The 22,285-nt window shown below is 65.2% G+C and carries 19 protein-coding genes and 2 riboswitches; of the genes, 11 read left to right on the plus strand and 8 right to left on the minus strand.

Annotated features, from left to right (window positions below; genetic code table 11):
- Positions 1–11 precede the first annotated feature (11 nt).
- The 5 genes from typA to ACLQ62_RS13785 form a co-directional block, all read right to left on the minus strand.
- Positions 12–1,919: a translational GTPase TypA gene (typA, locus tag ACLQ62_RS13765; protein WP_411722197.1), complete on the minus strand. Its 1,908-nt coding sequence runs from the start codon at positions 1,917–1,919 to the stop codon at positions 12–14.
- Between the two features lie 235 nt (positions 1,920–2,154).
- Positions 2,155–3,918 (minus strand): dipeptide ABC transporter ATP-binding protein, encoded by a 1,764-nt coding sequence (locus tag ACLQ62_RS13770; RefSeq protein ID WP_411722198.1) that lies wholly within the window; start codon positions 3,916–3,918, stop codon positions 2,155–2,157.
- Positions 3,915–4,868: an ABC transporter permease gene (locus ACLQ62_RS13775; RefSeq protein WP_411722199.1), complete on the minus strand. Its 954-nt coding sequence runs from the start codon at positions 4,866–4,868 to the stop codon at positions 3,915–3,917. The genes ACLQ62_RS13770 and ACLQ62_RS13775 overlap by 4 nt, the downstream gene beginning before the upstream one ends.
- Positions 4,858–5,787: an ABC transporter permease gene (locus ACLQ62_RS13780; RefSeq protein ID WP_411722200.1), complete on the minus strand. Its 930-nt coding sequence runs from the start codon at positions 5,785–5,787 to the stop codon at positions 4,858–4,860. Before ACLQ62_RS13780 ends, ACLQ62_RS13775 begins: the two co-directional genes overlap by 11 nt.
- Before the next feature lie 177 nt (positions 5,788–5,964).
- On the minus strand, positions 5,965–7,587 hold the full coding sequence (locus ACLQ62_RS13785; RefSeq protein ID WP_411722201.1) for an ABC transporter substrate-binding protein: 1,623 nt from the start codon (positions 7,585–7,587) through the stop codon (positions 5,965–5,967).
- Positions 7,588–7,812: 225 nt separating this feature from the next.
- Between ACLQ62_RS13785 and ACLQ62_RS13790 the strand changes: the two genes are divergently transcribed.
- The 3 genes from ACLQ62_RS13790 (at position 7,813) to ACLQ62_RS13800 (ending at position 10,608) form a co-directional block, all read left to right on the plus strand.
- The gene (locus ACLQ62_RS13790) at positions 7,813–8,580 is read left to right on the plus strand and encodes a CPBP family intramembrane glutamic endopeptidase (protein WP_411722202.1); all 768 of its coding nucleotides are present in this window, start codon (positions 7,813–7,815) and stop codon (positions 8,578–8,580) included.
- Between the two features lie 100 nt (positions 8,581–8,680).
- A complete protein-coding gene (locus ACLQ62_RS13795) occupies positions 8,681–9,031 on the plus strand; it encodes a DUF485 domain-containing protein (RefSeq protein ID WP_411722203.1) in 351 nt (116 codons plus the stop codon).
- Positions 9,028–10,608, plus strand: coding sequence for a cation acetate symporter (locus tag ACLQ62_RS13800; RefSeq protein WP_411722204.1), 1,581 nt, complete (start codon positions 9,028–9,030; stop codon positions 10,606–10,608). Before ACLQ62_RS13795 ends, ACLQ62_RS13800 begins: the two co-directional genes overlap by 4 nt.
- Before the next feature lie 171 nt (positions 10,609–10,779).
- Here the strand turns inward: ACLQ62_RS13800 and gcvP are convergent, their stop codons facing one another.
- Genes gcvP through gcvT form a run of 3 tightly spaced genes read right to left on the minus strand, consistent with a single transcriptional unit; the run spans position 10,780 to position 15,137 of the window.
- Entirely contained in the window at positions 10,780–13,638 is a 2,859-nt protein-coding gene (gene gcvP, locus ACLQ62_RS13805) for an aminomethyl-transferring glycine dehydrogenase (protein WP_411722205.1), read from the minus strand.
- Positions 13,638–14,012: a glycine cleavage system protein GcvH gene (gene gcvH, locus ACLQ62_RS13810; RefSeq protein ID WP_411722206.1), complete on the minus strand. Its 375-nt coding sequence runs from the start codon at positions 14,010–14,012 to the stop codon at positions 13,638–13,640. The genes gcvP and gcvH overlap by 1 nt, the downstream gene beginning before the upstream one ends.
- A gap of 3 nt (positions 14,013–14,015) precedes the next feature.
- Positions 14,016–15,137 (minus strand): glycine cleavage system aminomethyltransferase GcvT, encoded by a 1,122-nt coding sequence (gcvT, locus tag ACLQ62_RS13815; RefSeq protein ID WP_411722207.1) that lies wholly within the window; start codon positions 15,135–15,137, stop codon positions 14,016–14,018.
- Positions 15,138–15,205: 68 nt separating this feature from the next.
- Positions 15,206–15,366, minus strand: a riboswitch (glycine riboswitch).
- A 1-nt stretch (position 15,367) separates the two neighbouring features.
- A riboswitch (glycine riboswitch) is annotated at positions 15,368–15,456 on the minus strand.
- A gap of 191 nt (positions 15,457–15,647) precedes the next feature.
- Between gcvT and ACLQ62_RS13820 the strand changes: the two genes are divergently transcribed.
- The 8 genes from ACLQ62_RS13820 to ACLQ62_RS13855 all read left to right on the plus strand — a co-directional run bounded on the left by ACLQ62_RS13820 (position 15,648) and on the right by ACLQ62_RS13855 (position 22,150).
- Complete coding sequence (locus ACLQ62_RS13820) at positions 15,648–16,367, plus strand: NUDIX hydrolase (RefSeq protein WP_411722208.1); 720 nt, start codon at positions 15,648–15,650, stop codon at positions 16,365–16,367.
- Positions 16,364–17,662, plus strand: a complete 1,299-nt coding sequence (nadA, locus tag ACLQ62_RS13825; protein WP_411722209.1) for a quinolinate synthase NadA — start codon at positions 16,364–16,366, stop codon at positions 17,660–17,662. Before ACLQ62_RS13820 ends, nadA begins: the two co-directional genes overlap by 4 nt.
- Position 17,663: 1 nt before the next feature.
- Positions 17,664–19,202: an L-aspartate oxidase gene (gene nadB / locus ACLQ62_RS13830; RefSeq protein ID WP_411722210.1), complete on the plus strand. Its 1,539-nt coding sequence runs from the start codon at positions 17,664–17,666 to the stop codon at positions 19,200–19,202.
- The gene (gene nadC, locus ACLQ62_RS13835; protein ID WP_411722211.1) at positions 19,196–20,071 is read left to right on the plus strand and encodes a carboxylating nicotinate-nucleotide diphosphorylase; all 876 of its coding nucleotides are present in this window, start codon (positions 19,196–19,198) and stop codon (positions 20,069–20,071) included. Before nadB ends, nadC begins: the two co-directional genes overlap by 7 nt.
- Positions 20,071–21,210, plus strand: a complete 1,140-nt coding sequence (locus tag ACLQ62_RS13840; protein ID WP_411722212.1) for a cysteine desulfurase family protein — start codon at positions 20,071–20,073, stop codon at positions 21,208–21,210. The genes nadC and ACLQ62_RS13840 overlap by 1 nt, the downstream gene beginning before the upstream one ends.
- A 64-nt stretch (positions 21,211–21,274) precedes the next feature.
- On the plus strand, positions 21,275–21,475 hold the full coding sequence (locus ACLQ62_RS13845) for a hypothetical protein (protein ID WP_411722213.1): 201 nt from the start codon (positions 21,275–21,277) through the stop codon (positions 21,473–21,475).
- Between the two features lie 82 nt (positions 21,476–21,557).
- Complete coding sequence (locus ACLQ62_RS13850; RefSeq protein WP_411722214.1) at positions 21,558–21,731, plus strand: hypothetical protein; 174 nt, start codon at positions 21,558–21,560, stop codon at positions 21,729–21,731.
- A 71-nt stretch (positions 21,732–21,802) separates the two neighbouring features.
- On the plus strand, positions 21,803–22,150 hold the full coding sequence (locus ACLQ62_RS13855; RefSeq protein ID WP_411722215.1) for a LysR family transcriptional regulator: 348 nt from the start codon (positions 21,803–21,805) through the stop codon (positions 22,148–22,150).
- The last annotated feature ends 135 nt before the right edge of the window (positions 22,151–22,285 follow it).

Here is a 22,285-nt window from a genome sequence, read left to right on the forward strand (position 1 = left end):
CCAAAGGGGTGTTACTCGTTCTGCTTCTTCATCCGGCTCGTCATGCGGGCGCGGGCGTTTGAGTCCAGCTCGACCTTGCGAATACGGATGATCGCCGGGGTGACCTCAACACACTCGTCTTCGCGGGCGAACTCGAGGCACTCCTCGAGCGAGAGCTGGCGCGACGGGGTCATCGACTCGAAGGTATCCGAGGTCGACTGACGCATGTTCGTCAGCTTCTTCTCCTTGGTGATGTTCACGTCCATGTCGTCCGAGCGCGAGTTCTCGCCGATGACCATGCCCTCGTAGACCTCTTCGGTCGGGTTGACGAAGAACGACATCCGCTCCTGGAGGGCGATGATGGCGAACGGCGTGACGACGCCGGAGCGGTCGGCGACGATCGATCCGTTGTTGCGGGTCACGATCGATCCGGCCCACTCGTCGTAGCCGTGCGAGATCGCGTTGGCGATTCCGGTTCCGCGGGTGAGCGTCATGAACTCGGTGCGGAAACCGATGAGGCCTCGCGACGGGATGATGAATTCCATTCGGACCCAGCCGGTGCCATGGTTCGCCATGTTGTCCATGCGTCCCTTGCGGGCGGCGAGCAGCTGCGTGATGGCACCCAGGTATTCCTCGGGAACGTCGATGGTGAGGTGCTCGTACGGCTCGTGGGTCTTGCCGTCGACCTTCTTGGTGACGACCTGCGGCTTGCCGACGGTGAGCTCGAATCCCTCACGACGCATCTGCTCGACGAGGATCGAGAGGGCGAGTTCGCCTCGGCCCTGAACTTCCCACTTGTCAGGGGAACCGATGTCGACGACCTTGAGCGAGACGTTACCGACGAGTTCGCGGTCGAGGCGGTCCTTCACCATGCGGGCGGTGAGCTTGTGGCCCTTCACCTTGCCGACGAGCGGTGAGGTATTGGTTCCGATGGTCATCGAGATCGCAGGCTCGTCGACGGTGATCGTCGGCAGCGGACGCACGTCCTCCGGGTCGGCGAGGGTCTCACCGATGGTGATGTCCGGGAATCCGGCGACGACGACGATGTCGCCGGGGCTGGCGCTCTCGGCCGGGTACCGGTCGAGAGCCTTGGTGATGAACAGCTCGGTGACGCGGACGTTGTGGACGGATCCGTCGTACTTGACCCAGGCGACCGTCTGGCCCTTTTTGATCGTGCCCTGGAAGACCCGCAGGAGCGCGAGGCGACCGAGGAACGGCGAAGCGTCGAGGTTGGTGACGTGCGCCTGGAGGGGGTGCTCGTCGTCATAGACCGGGGCGGGGATGTGCTTGATGATGGCGTCGAACAAGGGCTCGAGGTCCTCGTTGTCGGGCAGCGAGCCGTTCTCGGGCTTGTTCCAGCTCGCCGCGCCGTTACGGCCGGAGGCGTAGACGACGGGAACGTCGAGCACGGCGTCGAGGTCGAGGTCGGGAACGTCGTCGGCCATGTCGCTGGCCAGGCCGAGCAGCAGGTCCTGGCTTTCGGCGACGACCTCGTCGATGCGGGCATCCGGGCGGTCGGTCTTGTTCACCAGGAGGATGACCGGCAGCTTCGCCTCGAGTGCCTTGCGCAGCACGAAACGGGTCTGCGGAAGCGGGCCCTCGCTCGCGTCGACGAGAAGCACGACACCGTCGACCATGGACAGGCCTCGCTCGACCTCTCCACCGAAGTCGGCGTGCCCGGGAGTGTCGATGACGTTGATCGTGATCGGGCCGTTGGTGGTGTGCTTGCCCTTGTACGACACCGCCGTGTTCTTGGCGAGGATCGTGATGCCCTTTTCGCGCTCGAGCTCGTTGGAGTCCATGGCGCGTTCTTCGAGGTGTGAGTGCTCGGCGAATGAGTCCGTCTGCCGGAGCATGGCGTCAACCAGCGTCGTCTTGCCGTGGTCAACGTGAGCAACAATTGCTACGTTTCGGAGGTCGTCGCGCGAAGCAAGCGCCATGAAAAATATCCTTACAGAGTATGGATGCCGCGAATTTTCGATTGCGGCGGAAAAGGGATCATCGGATCAGAGTCCGACCCAACAGAATATCTTACCGCACTCAAGGTGAACCGGTGCTGTGAGGCACCGGTTCACCGAAAAGCGGGGCGGGACCCGAAGGCCCCACCCCGCTTGTCCGGTGTTGTGCGTTATTTCTTCCAGCCGACCGTCGCCCAGTCGATGGTCTCGAAGAACGTCACGCCCCGAGCTGGATGCCGGCGCCCGGGATAGCCGCGAGCAGCTCCTTCGTGTATTCCTCACGCGGGTTCTCGAAAACCTCATCAGTGCTCGCCGCCTCGACGATCTTGCCCCGACGCATTACACACACGTTGTCGGCGACGAGCCTCACGACCGCGAGGTCGTGGGTAATGAAGAGATAGGTCAGCCCGAGTTCGGACTGGAGGTCGCTGAGCAGCGCCAGAATCTGCGCCTGCACGAGCACATCGAGGGCAGACACTGCCTCGTCGAGGACCACGATCTCCGGCTTGAGCGCAAGCGCCCGCGCGATGGCGATGCGCTGGCGCTGGCCGCCGGATAGCTCGTTTGGGTACCGGTCCACGAGGCTCGAGGGTAGTGACACCTGGTCGAGGAGCTCGAGGACCCGGGCCCGCTGCTCCCGCTTGCTCCCCACACCATGCGCGACGAGCGGCTCCGCGATCGTCGCACCGATGTTGTAGAGCGGGTCGAGCGAGCCGAACGGGTCCTGGAACACCGGCTGCATTTGCCGGCGCAGGGCGAGCAGGCTCCGACCTGAGATGCTCGAGAGTTCCTCTCCACCGACCTGAATCGATCCTGAGGTCGCCTCCTCCAGTTTCAGAATCAGCTTCGCCACCGTGGACTTACCCGATCCGGACTCACCGACGAGCGCCATCGTGGTGCCCTTCGGAATGGAAAAGGACACCGAGTCTACAGCCGTGAACGGTTGCCTCTTGAGCTTTCCGGTGTTGATCTGGAAGACCTTCGTCAGGTCCTCGACGATGATCGGGTGCGGAGCTGAGCTCGGTGCAGCGGCGTGCTCGACACGAGCCTCGGCCGTGGCAATGAGGTCGACGTCCTGCGTTTCTTTCGGAGCGACGTAATCGAGGCCTATAAGGCTCTGCTCGCTCGACTGGATCCGACGGGACGCCAGGCTCGGAGCCGAGGCGACGAGCCGCTTCGTGTACGGATGCTGTGGATTCTGCAGCAGTTCGACTGACGGCCCGGACTCGACGATCTTTCCCTTGTACATCACCACGAGCTTCTCGGCGCGCTCCGCAGCGAGGCCGAGGTCGTGGGTGATGAACAGCACCGCAGTACCGCTGTCGCGCGTCAGCGTCGCGAGGTGGTCGAGGATGACCCGCTGCACCGTCACGTCGAGAGCCGAGGTCGGCTCGTCCGCGATGAGAAGCGACGGCCTCGACGACAGGCCGATGCCGATGAGCACCCGCTGCTTCATTCCCCCAGAGAACTGGTGCGGGAACTGCTTGAGCCGGTGTTCCGCGTCATCGAGGCCCGCCTGCTGGAGCACCTCGATAGCCTTGATCTTTGCGTCCTTGCCTCGCGTCGCCTTGCCGTTTGCGACGAGGGTCTCTTCGACCTGAAAGCCGATGTTCCACACCGGGTTGAGGTTCGACATGGGATCCTGCGGCACGAAGCCGATCAGATTGCCACGGATCTCCTCGAAGTCCTTGGGCTTGGCAGACGCCAGGTCCATTCCGTCGAACAGGATCTGCCCGCCGGTTATCTTGCCGGTGCCGGGCAGCAGATCGATGATCGCGTGCGCGGTGGTCGACTTCCCGGACCCGGATTCCCCGACGATGGCGACTGTCTCGCCCGGCATGATCGTAAGGTCGATGCCGTTGACCGCGGGGACGACTCCGTTCTGAGTCACGAACCCGACGTGCAGGTCTTTGATCTCGATGAGGGGCGCGTGGGAACCGAAGCTCGGCTCAGCTGGTGTTCGGGTGGACGTGGAGGTCATCGGCGGGCCCTTGCTTTCGGATCGAGGGCGTCACGAATGACTTCGCCCATCATGATGAACGCAAGGACCGTCAGCGAGAGCGCTATCGACGGGTAAATCAGCGTCATTGGATTGTTACGGAGGTCACCCTGCGCCTGACTGATGTCATTGCCCCAGGACATGATCGTCGGCGGTAGCCCGACACCAAGGAACGACAGGGTGGCTTCGGCCACGATCGCCCCGGCGAGCCCGATCGTCGTGAGCACTATGACCGGCGTAATCGAGTTGGGCAGTACATGACGAAGCAGAACCCGGAATCGGGAAACACCGAGAGCTGTCGCCGACATCACGTAGTCGGAATTCTTCACCGACAAAATGGTGCCCCGCAATACGCGGGCGGTGCTCGGCCAGGCGAAGAGTCCGATCGCCAGAGATATAACGAGGATGTTCCGCTGCTCCCGAAGCACCGACATCACCACGACAGCGGCGAGGATGTAGGGAATGGCGAAGAAGATGTCACCGACGCGTGAGAGCACGGCGTCGACCCAACGGCCGTAGTAGCCAGCGAGCGATCCGAGCACGATACCGATCACGCCGACGATCAGGGTTACGAGCAGGCCGACCGACAGCGAGGTCCGGGTGCCGTAAATGATGCGCGCGTAGACGTCACACCCCTGTTTGGTGAAGCCGAGAGGGTGGCCAGCCGACGGTCCGTCGTTGCTGACCGCGAGTAAGCAGAAGCGTGGGTCGACCTGCGTGAACCATTGGGGGAAGATGGCGACCACGACGACGAGCAGGATGATGATTCCCGAGATGTAAAACAGCGGTCGCCTGCGCATGTCTCGCCAGGCATCGATGTACAGGTTGCTCGGTTTGGCGTCGACTGAGACACGGTCAACTGCGACAAGCGGCGTCTCGTCGAGTGGCGCGACGTAGTGGGTGGGAGAGAGCGGAGCATTACTACTTGGCATAGCGAATCCTTGGGTCCAGGAAGCCGTAGAACAGGTCGATCAGCAGGTTGGCGACCAGGAAGATGATAACCATCACCGTGACGAACGAGACGACGGTGGGCGCCTCGCCGCGGAGAATGGCCTGATAGAGCGTCCGGCCGACGCCGGGCACGTTGAATATTCCCTCGGTGACGACCGCTCCGACCATCAGCGTTCCGAAGTCGGTGCCGATGTAGGTAACGACCGGGATCATCGAGTTGCGGAGGATGTGCACCCGAATGACTCGCGGCCTTGAGAGTCCTTTGGCCGTTGCCGTACGAACGAAGTCTTCATTGAGGTTCTCGATGACCGACGTTCGAGTGAGCCGCACGATGTACGCGAAACTCCCACTCGCGAGGACGAATGCCGGGAGGATGAGGTCTTCCCAAGGGGCTCCGGCCCCAACCGTCGTCCGGAATATTCCGAGCTGAATCCCGAAGACGTACTGCGCAACGAAAGCGGTGACGAAGATCGGCAGCGAAATCAGAATCAGGCTCACGACGAGCGCCGAGGAGTCGAAGAGTTTGCCCTTGCGGAGCCCGCTGACGAGCCCGATGAAGATTCCGGCGAACGATTCGATGAGGACCGCGAGTAATGCAAGACGGAGGGTCACCGGGAAAGTCTGGGCCAGGATCGTGGAGACCGGCTGCCCAGAGAACGACGTGCCGAAGTCTCCGACGACGATCCCGCCGATGAAGATCAAGTACTGGATGATGAAGGGCTGATCGAGGTGGTAGCGCTCCCGGAGGGCGTCGGCGACCGCCGGATTGAGCCCCCGGTCACCGCCGAGAGCGATGATCGGGTCGCCCGGGAGGGCGAAGACCATGAAGTAGATGAGCAGCGTCGCCCCGAAGAAGACAGGGATGATCTGCAGGACGCGGCGGATGATGTACCAGACCATGCGTCTAGTCTCCGACTCTGCGAGGGAAGTTCATAACTGGAAGCGACATTAATATTTTCAATCTCCGGTGAAACGGGGGTCTCCCTCTTGTCACCGATCGGTGCCATCAAGTTCGTGGGGCGACAGCGCTGCGCGCTGCCGCCCCACTATACGACCGATTTAACGGTCAGGTTCCCACTACTCTGTCTTGGTGATCTGGAAGTAGATCGGCACCGTGTGCCAGTCGATTTCCACGTTCTCGACGTTCTCGCCATAGGCACCAAGGGAGTTGGTGTACCACAGCGGAATGGCGGGGAGGTCCTCGAAGAGGATCTCCTGAGCCTTGAGGAACGACTCGTTCGCAACGTCCACGTCGGCCTGGCCGAGTCCTTCCTTCAGCAGCGCGTCGAACTCAGGGTTCGAGTAGTCGCCGTCGTTGGATCCCGCGTCGGTTCCAAAGATCGGGCCGAGGAAGTTGTACAGAGCCGGGTAGTCGGCCTGCCATCCGGTGCGGAACGCGGTCGCGATCGTGCGCTCGGTGACGAGCGTGCGAAGCTCAGCGAACGTCGGGTAGGCAACGCCCACCGCGTCGATCCCAAGGGTGTTCTTCACGGAGTTCATCGCGGCGTCGACCCAGCCCTGGTTGGGGCCGTCCGAGTTGTAGGCGAGTCCGAACTGGCCCTCCCACGGGGAGATGGCGTCGGCCTCAGCCCACAGCTTCTTGGCTTCTTCCTCGTTGTACTCGAGAACCTCGCTGCCGGCAACGGAGTCAGAGTGTCCGGCGACGACCGGTGATGTGAAGTCCGTCGCCGGGGTGCGGGTACCTGCGTAGATAACCTCGGTGATCTCCTCACGGTTGATCGCCATGGAGATCGCCTGGCGGCGCAGCTTGCCCTCTTCGCCTTCGAAGTGCGCGAGACGCTCAGGAATGGTGATGGTGGCGTTTGCGGCACCGGGCTGGTTGATGGCGCGGTCGCCGAACTCGTCCTCGAAACTTGCGAGTGCGCTCTCGGGAATCTCGTCGAGCACATCGAGGTTTCCGCCCTGCAGGTCGGCGTACGCCGCATCCGTCGAGGCGTAGAACTTGATGTCGAGTCCACCGTTTTTGGGCGCGCGAGGGCCGTCGTAGTCCGGGTTCACGACGAGCGAGATGTTCTCGTTGTGCTTCCAGGCGCCTTCGCCATCGAGCATGTAGGGCCCGTTGCCGATCGGGTTCTCACCGAAAGCCTCGATGTCTTCAAATGCGGCCTGGGGCAGCGGGAAGAACGCCGAGTAGCCGAGACGCAGCGGGAAGTCAGACTCCGGCTGCTTGAGCTTCACTGTGAAGGTCGTCTCGTCGACAACCTCAAGCCCGGTCAGTTCGCTGTCTTCGTCGTAGCTGAAGCCCTCGATCGACTCGAAGAAGTAGCTGCTGAGCTGTGCGTTGCTGAGAAGTGCACCGTAGTTCCATGCGTCGACGAAGGAATCTGCAGTGACGTCCTCGTCGTTCGTGAACTTCAGACCGCTCCGGAGCTTGATCGTGTAGTTCTGAGCGTCTTCGGTCTCGATGGACTCAGCGACGTCGTTGATCGGCTTGCCGTCAGCGTCGTAGTACACCAGCCCAGCGAAAATGTGGTCGATGATCTTTCCGCCACCAACCTCGTTGGTGTTGGTGGGGATCAGGGGGTTCTGCGGCTCAGTGCCGTTGGTGGTGATGATGGCGGAGCTATCGCCCGCAGGCGCATCACCACCTGAATCTCCTGCCGGCGCGCAGCCGGTCAGCGCGAGTGCGCTGGCAGACAGCAGCGCAAGGGCGCCGAGGCCAATGCGTGATTTCTTCAATTTTCCTCCTGTGCAAGTGAGCACGGCAGTCAGAGTCGTGCCCCAACCACCGCGCTGGATACAAGAACACTAGGTATCGTGAGGGGCAACCGCAAAACTCCTCGGAAAATCGTTACACACCGGTAACTCAACCTGAGGAATTTTGCGTTGATCGCGGCTTCCTTGCACACCACTGCGTGTGGCCGCGTGAATTTCGCCGGAACCGATATTGACCCTGGAGCGTTCATGCCCGATTCGAGCAGAGCGCGAGCCTGGTGGGAGATCGCGATCGTTCTCGGGCTGAGCGTCGGAGCATCCGCCGTGTACTCGCTCGTGTCGATCGTCGCTCGCGTCACCGACACGACTCCTCTCGCCGAGCAGTCAGCGCGACTCAACACGTCGCAGAGTGAACGGGAGTGGCTGGACTTCAGCTACCAGTTCCTCGGCATCTTTTTCGGATTGTTCGTCGTTGCTCTCGTTGTGTTCCTGCTCTGGCAGGGCGGGCGAAGCGGCTTCGCACGGATCGGCCTCGATTTTCGCGCCGGCGGGAGCGACGCGTGGCGCGGCATCCTGCTGTTCCTCGCCATCGGCGTCCCAGGAATCCTGCTGTATGCGGTCGGGAGGGCGGCCGGTCTCACCGTCGCCGTCGAAGCGTCACCGCTGGAGACGTATTGGTGGACGATCCCGGTTCTGATTCTCGCGGCTCTGCGTGCCGGGCTGGTCGAAGAGGTGATCGTGGTCGGTTATCTCTTCACACGGCTGCGCGAACGCGGGTGGACGGATTGGATGATCATCCTGGGCACCTCACTGCTTCGCGGGATCTACCACCTGTACCAGGGCGTCGGCCCCTTCTTCGGCAACGTCGCAATGGGCATCCTGTTCGGCTGGTGTTACCGGCGGTGGGGTCGGGTGATGCCGCTCGTGGTGGCCCACACGCTGCTCGATGTGGCGTCCTTCGTGGGATATCCGCTCGCCGCGAGCCTCTGGCCGGACCTGTTCACCGCCCCGAAGTGATGCCCCTCAAACCTTGTTGCGCTCGCGCCGTTCCGACTAGGGTTTCACCAGCGCACAGAGCGGTGCGCCGCGCGACGGTGCGCGAACTCTCTGGAGGATCATGGCCCACGACGACGCGGGAGCGAATGTTCCCGGTACTGCCATCGACTACATCGCGATAGAAGAGTCCCCCGCGTTCGTCGAACACAAAAGAAGGCATCGAAGTTTCGTCTTCCCGCTCGCCGTTGCCTTCCTTCTCTGGTACTTCGCGTACGTTCTGCTCGCCGACTATGCGCACGAGTTCATGTCGACCAAGGTCTTCGGAAACATCAACGTGGGCCTGTTGCTCGGGCTCAGCCAGTTCGTCACCACATTCGCCATCACCACCTGGTACGTCTCGTTCGCCAACCGGAAGCTCGACCCGGCCGCAGAGAAGTTCCGGGCCGAGCTCGAGGAGGTTGAACGTTCATGACTGTCGGCGATCCCATCCTGAACATTTCCATCTTCGCGGCGTTCGTCGCCGTGACCCTCGTCATCGTGATCAGGGCCTCACGCTCGAACAAGACCGCGAACGACTTCTACGCTGCAGGCCGTTCCTTCAGCGGAGGCCAGAACGGAACGGCCATCGCGGGCGACTACCTGTCGGCCGCATCGTTCCTCGGCATCTGCGGAGCGATTGCCGTGAACGGCTACGACGGATTCCTCTACTCCATCGGGTTCCTCGTGGCCTGGCTCGTCGCTCTGCTTCTTGTCGCCGAGCTGCTGCGCAACACCGGCAAGTTCACCATGGCGGATGTGCTTTCCTTCCGGCTCAAGGAACGCCCGGTCCGCCTCGCCGCAGCGACGGCAACGCTCGCCGTCTGCTTCTTCTACCTGCTCGCGCAGATGGCAGGTGCCGGCGGGCTCGTCTCTCTTCTCCTCGGGGTGAACGACCGCCTGGGCCAGTCGGTGGTGATCGCCGTCGTCGGATTCATCATGATCTTCTACGTGCTCATCGGCGGCATGAAAGGCACGACCTGGGTGCAGATCATCAAAGCCGTACTCCTCATCGCCGGCGCCGGCGTCATGACGGTGTGGGTGCTCGCGCTCAACGGCTTCAACCTGTCGGCATTGCTCGGCCAGGCGGTCGCCGTCGCGGGTGAAGGCATCCTGCAGCCCGGTGCCCAGTATGGTCTCACGGGCGTCTCCCGACTCGACTTCGTGTCGCTCGCCCTCGCCCTCGTTCTGGGAACGGCCGGTCTCCCCCACGTGCTCATGCGGTTCTACACCGTGCCGACGGCGAAGGAAGCCCGCAGAAGCGTGGTCTGGGCCATCTGGCTCATCGGCCTCTTCTACCTGTTCACGCTCGTGCTCGGCTATGGTGCCGCATACCTCGTCGGCAAGGAAACCATCCTCGCCGCACCGGGTGGTGTGAACTCGGCGGCGCCGCTGCTCGCCTTCGAGCTGGGCGGGTCCATCCTGCTCGGCATCATCTCGGCTGTGGCATTCGCGACCATCCTCGCGGTGGTCGCCGGGCTGACCATCACCGCCGCTACATCGTTCGCACACGACGTGTACGCCAACGTGATCAAGAAGGGAGCAGTTCCCCCGAACGGGGAAGTGAAGGTCGCCCGAATCACAGTCGTCGTCATCGGCGTGCTCGCCATCGCCGGCGGCATCGGAGTCCAGGGGCAGAACATCGCCTTCCTGGTGGCTCTCGCCTTCGCCATCGCGGCGAGCGCGAACCTGCCGACGATCCTGTACTCGCTGTTCTGGCGCAAGTTCACCACCCGTGGTGCACTGTGGAGCATGTACGGCGGCCTGGCGTCAGCGCTGCTGCTGATCATTTTCTCCCCGGTCATCTCCGGGGCGGAGACGTCGATGTTCCCGAACGCGAACTTCGCGATCTTCCCGCTGAACAACCCGGGCATCATCTCTATCCCGCTCGGGTTCCTGCTTGGCTGGCTCGGCACCGTCACCTCGTCGGTGAAGGAAGATCCGAGAATTGCAGCCGAAATGGAGGTGCGCTCACTCACCGGACATGGTGCGGAGAAGGCTTCGTCGCACTAGCTCGGCAGTGAACACTCACCCCATCCGCGGCTTCGCGGGTGGGGTGAGTTTTTGCATGACCGGATTAACAGGAGATCGCACGTTTATCAGGACGAAACCCGAGGAATCGTCCTAATAAACGTGCGATTGCCTGTTACGCGTGCGACGGGGAATCTCCGCCGGAGCTGTGCCCTACTCGAACGCTTCGGGCGGCGGGCAGGCACACACGAGGTTGCGGTCCCCGTAGGCATTGTCCACACGGCGCACCGGCGGCCAGTACTTGGTCCGCACGAGCGACCGCACCGGGTAGACGGCCTGTTCACGGGTGTAGGCGTGCTCCCACTCCCCTTCGATCACCGACTGGGCGGTGTGCGGTGCGTGCACCAGCGGGTTGTCGTTCGCCGGCCAGGTCCCGGCGCCGACGGCATCCGCTTCAGCCTTGATCGCGATCATCGCGTCGATGAACCGGTCGATCTCGGCGAGGTCTTCGCTCTCGGTCGGTTCAACCATGAGGGTGCCGGCCACCGGGAACGACATCGTCGGCGCGTGGAAGCCGTAGTCGACGAGCCGCTTGGCGACGTCGTCGACGGTCACGCCGGTTGCTTCCCGAAGCGGACGCAGGTCGAGGATGCACTCGTGCGCGACCAGCCCGTTGTCTCCGGTGTAGAGCACCGGAAAGTGGTCACGCAGCCGCACGGCAATGTAGTTCGCCGCGAGCACCGCGGCGCCGGTGGCCTGCTTGAGTCCCTCTGCACCCATCATGCGTACGTACGCCCACGAGATCGGAAGGATGCTGGGGCTGCCATAGGGGGCCGCCGAGACCGGTCCGCCGGCGTGGGTGTACGCGCCGTGCTCGTCGCGCTGGGCCATTGGGTGCCCAGGCAGGAACGGCGCGAGGTGCGCCTTGGCCGCAACGGGACCGACACCGGGGCCGCCCCCGCCGTGCGGGATGCAGAACGTCTTGTGCAGGTTGAGGTGCGACACGTCGCCGCCGAAGTCACCGAACCGGGCGTAGCCGAGCAGCGCGTTGAGGTTCGCACCGTCGACGTAGACCTGGCCGCCGGCGTCGTGAACGGCCTGGGTGATCGCCGTGACCTCGTGCTCGTACACGCCGTGCGTCGACGGGTAGGTGATCATCAGTGCCGCGAGCGTCTCAGCGTGCTGCGCAATCTTCGCGCGCAGGTCGTCGAGGTCGACATTGCCGAGGTCGTCACAGGCGACGACGACGACTCTCATACCCGCAAGAACAGCGGATGCCGCATTCGTGCCGTGTGCGCTCGACGGAATCAGGCAGACGGTGCGGTCGACATCGCCGTTCGCGCGGTGGTAGCCGCGGATGGCGAGGAGCCCGGCGAGTTCACCCTGGCTGCCGGCGTTCGGCTGTAGCGAGACGGAGTCGTACCCCGTGACCTCGGCGAGCCAGCTCTCGAGCTGTTCGATGAGGCCGAGGTAGCCGAGTACGTCCGCTTCGGGGGCGTACGGGTGCAGCGAAGCGAACTCGGGCCAGGTGATGGCCTCCATCTCGGTCGCCGCGTTGAGCTTCATCGTGCACGAGCCGAGCGGGATCATGCCGCGGTCGAGCGCGTAATCCCGGTCGGCCAGCTGCTTGAGGTACCGCATCATGGCGGTCTCGGAGTGGTGCGTGTTGAACACAGCATGCGTGAGGTACTCGCTCGAGCGGACGAGGTCGGCCGGCAGGCGGGTGGATTCCGCATCCAGTCCGGCGAAGGACTCGTCGCCCGAGAAACCGAATGCAACGACGACGGCGGTCAGTTCCGCGGCCGTGGTGGTCTCGTCCACGGAGATACCGACGGTGGCGTCATCGACGAGGTGCAGGTTGATCCCCAGCTCGCGGGCACGCTCGACGATCGTCGACGCCTCACCAGGGACGTGCACACGCAGCGTGTCAAAGAACGCCTCACTCGCAAGCGTCAGTCCGTGACCGGTGAGTACGGTAGCGAGGGCATCGGCGCGCGCGGCGGTCTCGGCGGCGATCCGGCGGATGCCGTGCGGCCCGTGATACACGGCATACATCGACGCCATGACGGCGAGGAGCACCTGCGCCGTGCAGATGTTCGAGGTCGCCTTCTCACGGCGGATGTGCTGTTCACGGGTCTGCAAGGTGAGCCGGTACGCGGGGTGCCCAGCAGCATCCTGGCTCACGCCGACCAGACGGCCGGGAAGCTGACGTTCGAGTCCCTTGCGCACGGCCATGTAACCGGCGTGCGGGCCGCCGAAGCCCATCGGCACTCCGAGACGCTGGCTCGTGCCGACGGCGATGTCTGCGCCGAGTTCCCCGGGTGAGGTGAGTAGCGCGAGGGCGAGCAGGTCGGCGGCAACGACGGCGAGACCGCCCTGTTCCTTCGCCGACGCGAGAACGGATGCCGGGTTCCAGACCCGCCCGGATGCTCCGGGGTACTGCACGAAGATCCCGAACGCTGACTCGGGCAGCGCTCCCCCACCGGCGAGGTCGACCTCGGCCAATTCGATGCCAACGGCGTCGGCCCGGCTGGCGAGCAGAGCTTTGGTCTGCGGGAAAGCGTCAGCGTCGACGACGAAGACGTTGGTGGTGAGCTTCGAGGCGCGGCGGGCGAGCAGCATTCCTTCAACGACGGCGGTGCCCTCATCGAGCATCGACGCGTTGGCAGTGTCGAGCCCGGTCAGGTCGGTGACCATCGTCTGGAAGTTGATCAGCGCTTCGAGCCGACCCTGGGAGATCTCCGGCTGGTATGGCGTGTATGCCGTGTACCAGGACGGGTTCTCGAGAACGTTCCGTTTGATGACGGCGGGCGTGATGGTGCCGTAGTAGCCCAGGCCGATCATCGACGTGCGCACCGTGTTCTGGTCGGCCAGCAGCCGAAGTTCGGCGATGGTCTCCCGTTCCGTGGCCGCGGGCGGGATCGATGAGTTCACGATCTCACCGACGTGGATGGACTCAGGCACGGCGGCCTCGACCAGCGCGTCGACGCTGTCGTAGCCGACGGATGCCAGCATGCTTGCCTGCGCAGCGGCATCCGTCCCGATGTGGCGCTCGGAGAAGAGTTCTGGCATTACTCGCCGACCAGCGCTGAGTACTCGTCCCAGCTGAGCAGGCCGTCCGGTGCTGCGTCGAACTGCACCTTGATGAGCCAGCCTTCGCCGAACGGGTCGCTGTTCACGAGCGACGGCTCGTCGACGACGGCCGAGTTGTTCTCGGTGACGGTGCCGTCCACAGGGGCGAAGAGTTCACCGACCGACTTGGTCGATTCGATCTCACCGATGACGGAGCCGGCGGTGACGGCTGCGTCCGCGTCAGGGAGCTCGACGAACACGACATCGCCGAGCTTGTCTGCAGCGTAGGCGGTGATGCCGACGGTCGCGACGTTGCCGTCGATGTCGAGCCACTCGTGCTCAGGCGTGTACTTCAGCGTGGTCTTGTCAGCCATGGGTTACTTCTTTCTTCTGTAGAACGGGAGTGGGGTGACGGTCGCAGGGATGGGTGTGCCGCGAACGTCCACAGCGAGTTCGGTGCCGGCTTCGGCGAGAGTGGGGTCGACGTACGCCATCATGATCGGATGCCCCAGCGTCGGCGACAGCGCACCGCTCGTCACGATTCCGACAACGGTGTCCCCGGAGACGATGGGGTAACCGGCACGGCCCGCACGGCGGCCATCCGAAACGAGACCGACGAGGACCCGCGCATCCGCGCCGGGCCCGGCCTCCACAGCGGCACGGCCGACGAAGTCCACGTCCTTGGAGAGCGCGACGACGCGTCCGAGACCGGCCTGGACCGGCTGGGTCTCGGTGCCGAGCTCATGACCGTAGAGCGGCATGCCGGCTTCGAGCCGGAGAGTGTCGCGGCTCGCCAGCCCGGCCGGCACCAGCCCGTGCTCGGCGCCCGCCGCCTCGAGTGCGCGCCACAGCGCAACAGCGGCTGTGGTGCGGAGGTACAGCTCGAAGCCGTCCTCGCCGGTGTAGCCGGTGCGGGCGACCAGGAGCGGCACACCCTCGAAGAACGCATCCGTCGCGCGGTAGTACTTCAGTTCATCGAGCGACACCCCGAGCTCGGTGATCCCAGCGGTCTGCTCCAGGATGGCTCGCGAGTGGGGTCCCTGCACGGCGATGAGCGCGTAGTCGTCGCTCTGGTCGTCGACGGTGACCTCGAACCCCGCAGATCGCTCGGTGAGCGCAGCGGCCGCGGCTTCCCGGTTGCCGGCGTTCGCGACGACGAGGAATGTGGTGTCGCCGAGGCGGTAGACGACGACGTCATCGAGGATGCCGCCGGTTTCGGTGAGGAGGAGGCTGTACTTCGCCTGCATCAGGTCGATGGCCGACAGTTTCCCTGCGAGTGCGGCGTCGAGGAACAGGCCGGCGTCGCGCCCGTAGACGAGGATCTCTGCCATGTGGGAAAGGTCGAAGATGCCGGCGGCGGTTCGCACCGCGGCGTGCTCGGCGAGGTCGCTGGTGTAGCGGACCGGCATCTGCCAGCCGGCGAAATCGGTGAAGCTGGCACCGAGGCCGGAATGTACAGCCTGAAGCGGGCTGGTGCGTTCGAGTGCGGGGTCTGACACGAGTTCTCCAGAAATCGCCGGGGCGATGGTCGCAAAAGCGGCTGCGGCACGCGAGGTGCCTTGGGAACTCCCTCTCTGTCATGGGCCTGAGAGTTTCGCACGCCTTCGCCGGGTTGCGGCGGGGCGGCTTTCACCGTCGGCGGAATGTGTTTTCGACGCTCAGATCTCGATACGGCGCTTCGCGCCTACTCGATCCGAACGTGCGAAGCGCGTTCGCTTTCCAGAGTGGCCAGTTCGATGCGGTACGTAGACCTGAGAGATTGGCAGGGAGGCTTGCTCCTTCGGTGCCGGGCAAGCCCGGCTCTCCCGCATCGCGTGTGCGGCCCGATATTCGATTTGCTCACAGCCTACCGTGACCGACGCGGTGCTGCGGATTTTCGCCGGGAACGGCCCGGCGCGCCGAGAGCGTCATAGTTCGGAGTTCGGAAGGTGTTCGGGTCATCTTGACACTAAGATGAGTTCAGGGTTAGAGTCACTGTGACTTTAACAACGAGCAAACGGGAGGACACCATGACGACACACGCCACCGACGTGAAAGTGGCTGTCTCGACCGTTATCTTCGCCCTTCGACCGCACCCCGAGACCGGCCGGATGACGGTCTGGATGCCGCTCGTCCGTCGCATCCGGGATCCCTTTCTGGGGAGGTGGGCGCTTCCGGGCGGGCCGCTCGAGCCGGATGAGGATCTCGCCGAGTCCGCGGCGCGCACCCTCGCCGAAACCACGTTGCTGACGCCGCAATACCTGGAACAGCTGTATGCGTTCGGCAACATCGACCGCTCCCCCGGCGAACGTGTCGTCTCGATCGTGTACTGGGCGCTCGTGCGCTCAGAGGAAGCAGACGTGGCTGTTGAGACGGAGAACGTCCGCTGGTTCGAAGCCGACTCGGTGCCCGAACTCGCCTTCGACCACGACCTCATCGTCGATTACGCCCTGTGGCGCCTCCGCAACAAGCTGGAGTACAGCCACATCGCCCACGCCTTCCTCGGCGACACCTTCACCCTCTCCGAATTGCGCGAGGTTCACGAAGCCGTGCTGCAGAAACCGCTCGACCCGGCGAACTTCCGGCGTCAGATCGAAGGTTCAGGCCAGGTCGTTCCAACCGAACACCTGCAAACCGGCGGACGGCATCGCCCGGCCCGCCTCTACCGTTACAACCGCGCAGCGACCGACGAGAACAACGGGCCCCTCGGAACCCGCCTCCTGCCCGGCCGCACACAAGGAGCATCATGACCATCACCGCCTCCGTCGACAGCACCCTCACCCGAATCTCCGCCGGCACGACTGCGGGCGCCGCGTGCAGCCCTGAACTCGTCGAGAAGCCCTGGGTCTTCGACCTGCGACCGCCGAGCTATGGCCCAGGCTCGTCGATGGGCGACGTGATCCCGACCGGCTCGCCCCGCCAGGGCGCGCTTCCCGCGTTCTACCGTGAAGCGACGCCTGAAGAGCTCGACCGCCGCATCCGCTCAGCCAAAGAGACCCTCGGCGACCGGCTCGTCATCCTCGGCCACTTCTACCAGCGCGATGAGGTCCTCGCCTACGCCGACTACGTCGGTGACTCGTTCCAGCTGGCCACCGCCGCCCGCGAGCGCAGTGACGCCGAGGCCATCGTGTTCTGCGGTGTGCATTTCATGGCGGAGACCGCCGACCTGCTCTCGACCGAGAAGCAGTCCGTCATTCTCCCGAACCTCGCCGCCGGCTGTTCGATGGCCGACATGGCGAACATCGACCAGGTCGAGGAATGTTGGGAGCAGCTTGCCGAGCTGTACGGCACCGAACCGGATGCCACGGGTCGCGTCCCCGTGATCCCGGTCACCTACATGAACTCCTCGGCCGCGTTGAAGGGATTCTGCGGGCGCAACGGCGGTATCGTCTGCACGTCGTCGAACGCGCAGACGGTGCTCGAGTGGGCGTTCGAGCGCGGGCAGCGGGTTCTCTTCTTCCCCGACCAGCACCTCGGCCGGAACACCGCCAAGGCGATGGGTGTCCCGCTCGAGCAGATGCCGATGTGGAACCCGAACAAACCGCTCGGCGGAAACGACGCCTCAGCGCTCACCGATTCCCGCGTGATCCTGTGGCACGGTTTCTGTTCGGTGCACAAACGGTTCACCGTCGACCAGATCGCGAAAGCTCGCGCCGAGTTCCCTGACGTTCGCGTGATCGTGCACCCCGAGTGCCCGATGCCGGTGGTCGACGCCGCGGATGAGTCCGGCTCCACCGACTACATCCGCAAGGCGATCGAAGCGGCGCCGGCCGGATCGACCTTCGCGATCGGCACCGAGATCAACCTCGTGCAGCGGCTCGCTGCGGAGCATCCTGAGCACACGATCTTCTGCCTCGACCCGGTGATCTGCCCGTGCTCGACGATGTACCGCATCCACCCCGGCTACCTGGCGTGGGTGCTCGACGCGCTGCTGGAGGGCCAGGTGCTCAACCAGATCTCGGTCTCGGACGACGTCGCGCTGCCCGCGAGAATCGCACTTGAGCGGATGCTGGCGGCACGTCCGCCGATTGTGGCTGGGGCCTGAGATGGCCAGGGTGATCGTCGTCGGCAGCGGAATCGCCGGGCTGACAACCGCACTCGACGCCGCATCGAAGCATGATGTGGTCCTCGTCACGAAGTCGGCGCTCGGGCAGAGCAACACCCGGTACGCGCAGGGCGGAATCGCCGGCGTGATGTTCGCCGAGGACAGCGTCGAGGCGCATGTCGCCGACACCCTCGCCGCGGGCGCCGGGCTCTGCGACGAGAAGGCCGTGCGAGTGCTCTGCGCTGAGGGGCCCGATCGGATCCGCGAACTCGTCGCACTCGGCGTCGACTTCGATCGCACAGACGGCGAGTTCGCTCGAGGACGGGAGGCAGCCCACTCCTACCCGCGGGTGCTCCACGCCGGTGGAGACGCGACCGGTGCGCGCATCGAAGCGGCCCTCGTCGCACGCATCCGCGAAAGTGCAGCCGAGATCCTCGAGGACACGTTCCTCGTCGACCTGGTCGTCGAGAACGGCCGCGTCGCCGGCGCCCTGCTGCGGTTCCCAAACGGGACCGAGAGAATAATCCTTGCGGACGCGGTGGTCCTCGCCACCGGGGGGGCCGGCCAGCTGTACCCGTACACGACCAACCCCGCTGTCGCGACCGGTGACGGGGCTGCGGCCGCCCTCCGGGCGGGTGCGCAACTCACCGACCTGGAGTTCTACCAGTTCCATCCAACGGCGCTGGCGACTGCCGAGCGGTTCCTGGTGTCAGAGGCTGTCCGTGGCGAAGGCGCCGTGCTGCGGAACGCCGGTGGCGAGCGCTTCCTCGCCGGGATTCATCCGGATGCCGAACTCGCGCCACGCGACGTGGTCGCCCGGGGAATCGCGGCCGAGATGGCCGCGCAGGGCGGGCTCCCTGTCGTGCTCGACGCGACGATGCTCGGCGCATCCTTCCTGGCCAGCCGGTTCCCGGTCATCGACCGTGCGGTGCGGGCATCCGGAACCGACTGGTCCAGGGAGTACCTGCCGGTGAGTCCGGCGGCGCATTACTGGATGGGCGGCGTCGTGACCGACCTCGACGGGCGCACCACCGTTCCTGGCCTCTACGCCGTCGGTGAGGTTGCGAGGACCGGAGTGCACGGCGCCAACCGCCTCGCATCGAACTCGCTGCTCGAAGGTGCGGTTTTCGGCGCGCGTGCGGCACGGGCGCTCGACACCGACGACCCTGCCGACTGGCCGGCGCGACCTGCCCGGCCGTTCGCCGTGCCGGTGCGGGACCCGGCCGTCGATGCTCCACCGTTCTCCCGCGACGCACTGCAGCGGCTGATGTGGGATGCGGCAGGCCTCCTCCGCGACGGTACCGGCCTTCGCCGCGCTTCCCGCGTTCTCGACGCCTGGGCTGGGCTGCCGCTTCCGGCCGACGGCATCCGCTCCCTTGAGGACCGCAACCTGCTGGCCCTCGGCCGTGAGCTCGTGCTCGCCGCACTGGCCCGCACCGACTCCGTGGGGGCCCACGCCCGCTCCGACTCGCCCCGCTCATACTCCCCCGACCCGGCGAGCGCCGGAGCCGCATCCCGAGAGGTCGTCGCCGCATGCTGACACTCCCCCAGATCGACCGTGTCGTCGGTGCAGCCCTCGAGGAAGACGCCCCGTGGGGCGACCTGACGAGCGCGACCCTCATCCCGGCGACAGCGACCGCCACCGCCGACCTGACAGCGCGGGAAGACGGCGTGTTCAGCGGCAGCGAGGTGTTCGCAGCAGCGTTCCGCATCACCGACCCGTCGATCGAGGTCAGCCTGCGGGTCGGAGACGGCGACCGTTTCTCGCGCGGCGACATCCTGGCGACGGTGACCGGGCCGGCCCGCGGCATCCTGCAGGCGGAACGGATCGGGCTCAACTTCGTCCAGCGGATGTCGGGAATCGCCACCATGACAGCGCGGTACGTGGACGCCGTGGCCGGCACGGGCGCGCGGATCGTCGACACACGCAAGACCACGCCGGGACTTCGCGCGATCGAGCGACATGCCGTGCGTTCGGGCGGTGGGTTCAATCACCGGTTCTCGCTGTCGGATGCAGTCATGGCGAAGGACAACCACCTGGCCGTGCTGACGGCGGGCGGACTGTCGCTGACCGAAGCCCTCGTCGCGGTGAGGGCGCGGCTCTCACACACGACGCACCTCGAGGTGGAGGTGGACCGGCTCGATCAGATCGACGCGGTGCTCGCCGCCGGCGTCGACACGATCATGCTCGACAATTTCAGCCTCGAGGACCTCCGAGCCGGGGTGGAGCGGATCGGCGGGCGGGCGATCGTCGAAGCGAGCGGCAATGTCACCCTCGACACCGTCGGTGCGATCGCCGCCACCGGTGTCGACGTGATCTCCTCCGGTGCCCTCACCCATAGCGTCCGAGCGTTGGACCTCGGTCTCGACATACGGCTCGCCGTGTCGATCACCGCGCGGGAACCGTGATGCTGTACCTCGATTCCGCAGCGACGACCCCGGTTCGCCGGGAGGCGCTCGAGGCGATGTGGCCGTATCTCACTTCCGAGTTCGGCAATCCGTCGAGCCACCACACCGTCGGCGAGCGAGCGGCCGAGGCCCTCGCCGACGCTCGGGCTCGGGTCGCGAAGGTGCTCGGCGTCCGAGCGGGCGACATCGTCTTCACCTCGGGCGGCACCGAGGCGGACAATCTCGCCGTGAAGGGAATCGCCCTCGGTTCGACGCACGGCAGGCACCTCGTCACCGCCGCGACCGAACACGAGGCGGTTCTCGAATCAGTCGACTACCTCCGGCGACTTCACGGTTTCGAGGTCAGCCTCGTCGAGCTGAAGCCCGACGGTATCGTGACCGCGGACGCGCTCGACGCCGTCATCCGTCCGGACACCGCCCTCGTCACCCTGATGTACGCCAACAACGAGATCGGCACCGTGCAGGACCTCGCCGTGCTCGGCGCGGTGACTCGAGCGCACGGCGCGCCGTTCCACACCGACGCCGTGCAGGCCGCGGGCTGGCTCGACCTGCGCGTGTCGGATCTCGGCGTCGACGCTCTGTCACTGGCCGGACACAAGGTCGGCGCACCGAAGGGCATCGGGCTCGCCTGGCTGCGCGGCCGCGTGCCTGTCGAACCGCTCGTCCACGGCGGCGGGCAGGAACGCGGGCGCCGCTCCGGAACCGAGAACGTCGCGTCCGCTGTCGGGCTGGCCACCGCCCTCGAGCTCGCAGAGAGGGAACGCGCGGATGCTGTCGGCCGCGTTCGCGTGCTCCGCGACGACTTCATCGCCCGCGTCCTCGCGAACGTTCCCGGTGCGCTGATGACCGGTTCGGCGGCTTCCCGGCTGGCGAATTCGGCGTCGTTTTGTTTTCCTGGCACGGGCGGCGAAACGGTGCTGCTGGAGCTGGAGCGCCGTGGTGTCGTGTCCTCCAGCGGCTCGGCCTGCGCCGCGGGTAGCGACGCGCCGTCACACGTTCTCACCGCCCTGGGGATTCCCGCCGAGATCGCCCAGACCGCGGTGCGGTTCACTTTCGGCACCGACCTGACCCAGGAGGACGTGGACTCTGCGGTCACCGCGCTGACGGCATCCGTATCGGCGGTTTCGGCGCTGGGCTGAGCGCCTGCTCCCGGCACGCCGGAGGGACCTTCCCTTTGCCCTCGGTCGGGCGTACCGTGACGACATGGAGATCAACTCATCCGAACGGAAGCCCTCGCGGCAGCGGGTGACGAGCGCTCTCAAACTGGACGATTCGACGGCCACCGAGAATCTCGACACCACCCGCCGCGACCTGAGGCAATTGCGGAAGCCACCGGGACCGGTCGACGGCCTGCTTCCGCACCTTGACCGGTTGCGCCCAGGCCAGGCACCACCCCCGCCGTGAACGCACCGCCGTATCGTGGGGCACGGTAGCCGGAAAAGCAAGGCACTGTCGGTCGGTAGCGCTCCGCTCGTATCGTGAAGGCATGGAAACCAACTCTTTCGACGGCGCAACGCCCGACGAGCTCGACGACCAGGGCCCTGACCGGTCGGAGATGCCGCTGTTATCCGGGGGCGAACGATCGGCCTCGGTCGACGAGGATGACGCCGGAATTCTGCCAACCCCCGAACCCACAGAGGGCGGAGCCCCGGCCCCGTGACGGTTTCCTCGAGGTAACGGCGTAGCCTGAACACGTGGCCACGTTCCTCGTGGCCGGACGGAAGGCCGCCCATGGACACCATCGCGCTTCGACGCTTCGTGGTCGCCGCCGAGGAGCTGCATTTCGCTCACGCGGCGAAACACCTCGGCATTCCGCGCTCGACGCTGCTCGCCTCTGTGCGTGAACTGGAGAATGAGCTCGGCACTCCGCTGTTCGACATGGGTGCGTCATCCACGACGCTGACGGCTGCGGGTCGCGCTCTCCTTGCCGATGAGCAGCGCAAGGCGGATGCCACCGCTGCGTCCGTGCAGAACCGCCCGCAGCAAGCTGGGGGCAAGGCGAAGGCCAGCAAGGGCAAGGGTCGTGCCCCAGCCGTCAAAGGGCAGCCGCGGCCGGGTAAACGACGCCAGTCGCGCTGACCCCTCCCCTCCCGCCGGAGTTCCTGCACCGCGCGGGCGCAACTCGGTAGTTGTCAACCTGTCTGAGACAACAGGTGGGTATTGATTCCAGTGGATTGGGGCAATGCGGGTGCGACCGGACGGCGTCTGAATCGT

The sequence above is a fragment of the Mycetocola sp. genome (genome assembly GCF_046716805.1).
Taxonomy (GTDB): Bacteria; Actinomycetota; Actinomycetes; order Actinomycetales; family Microbacteriaceae; genus Mycetocola_A.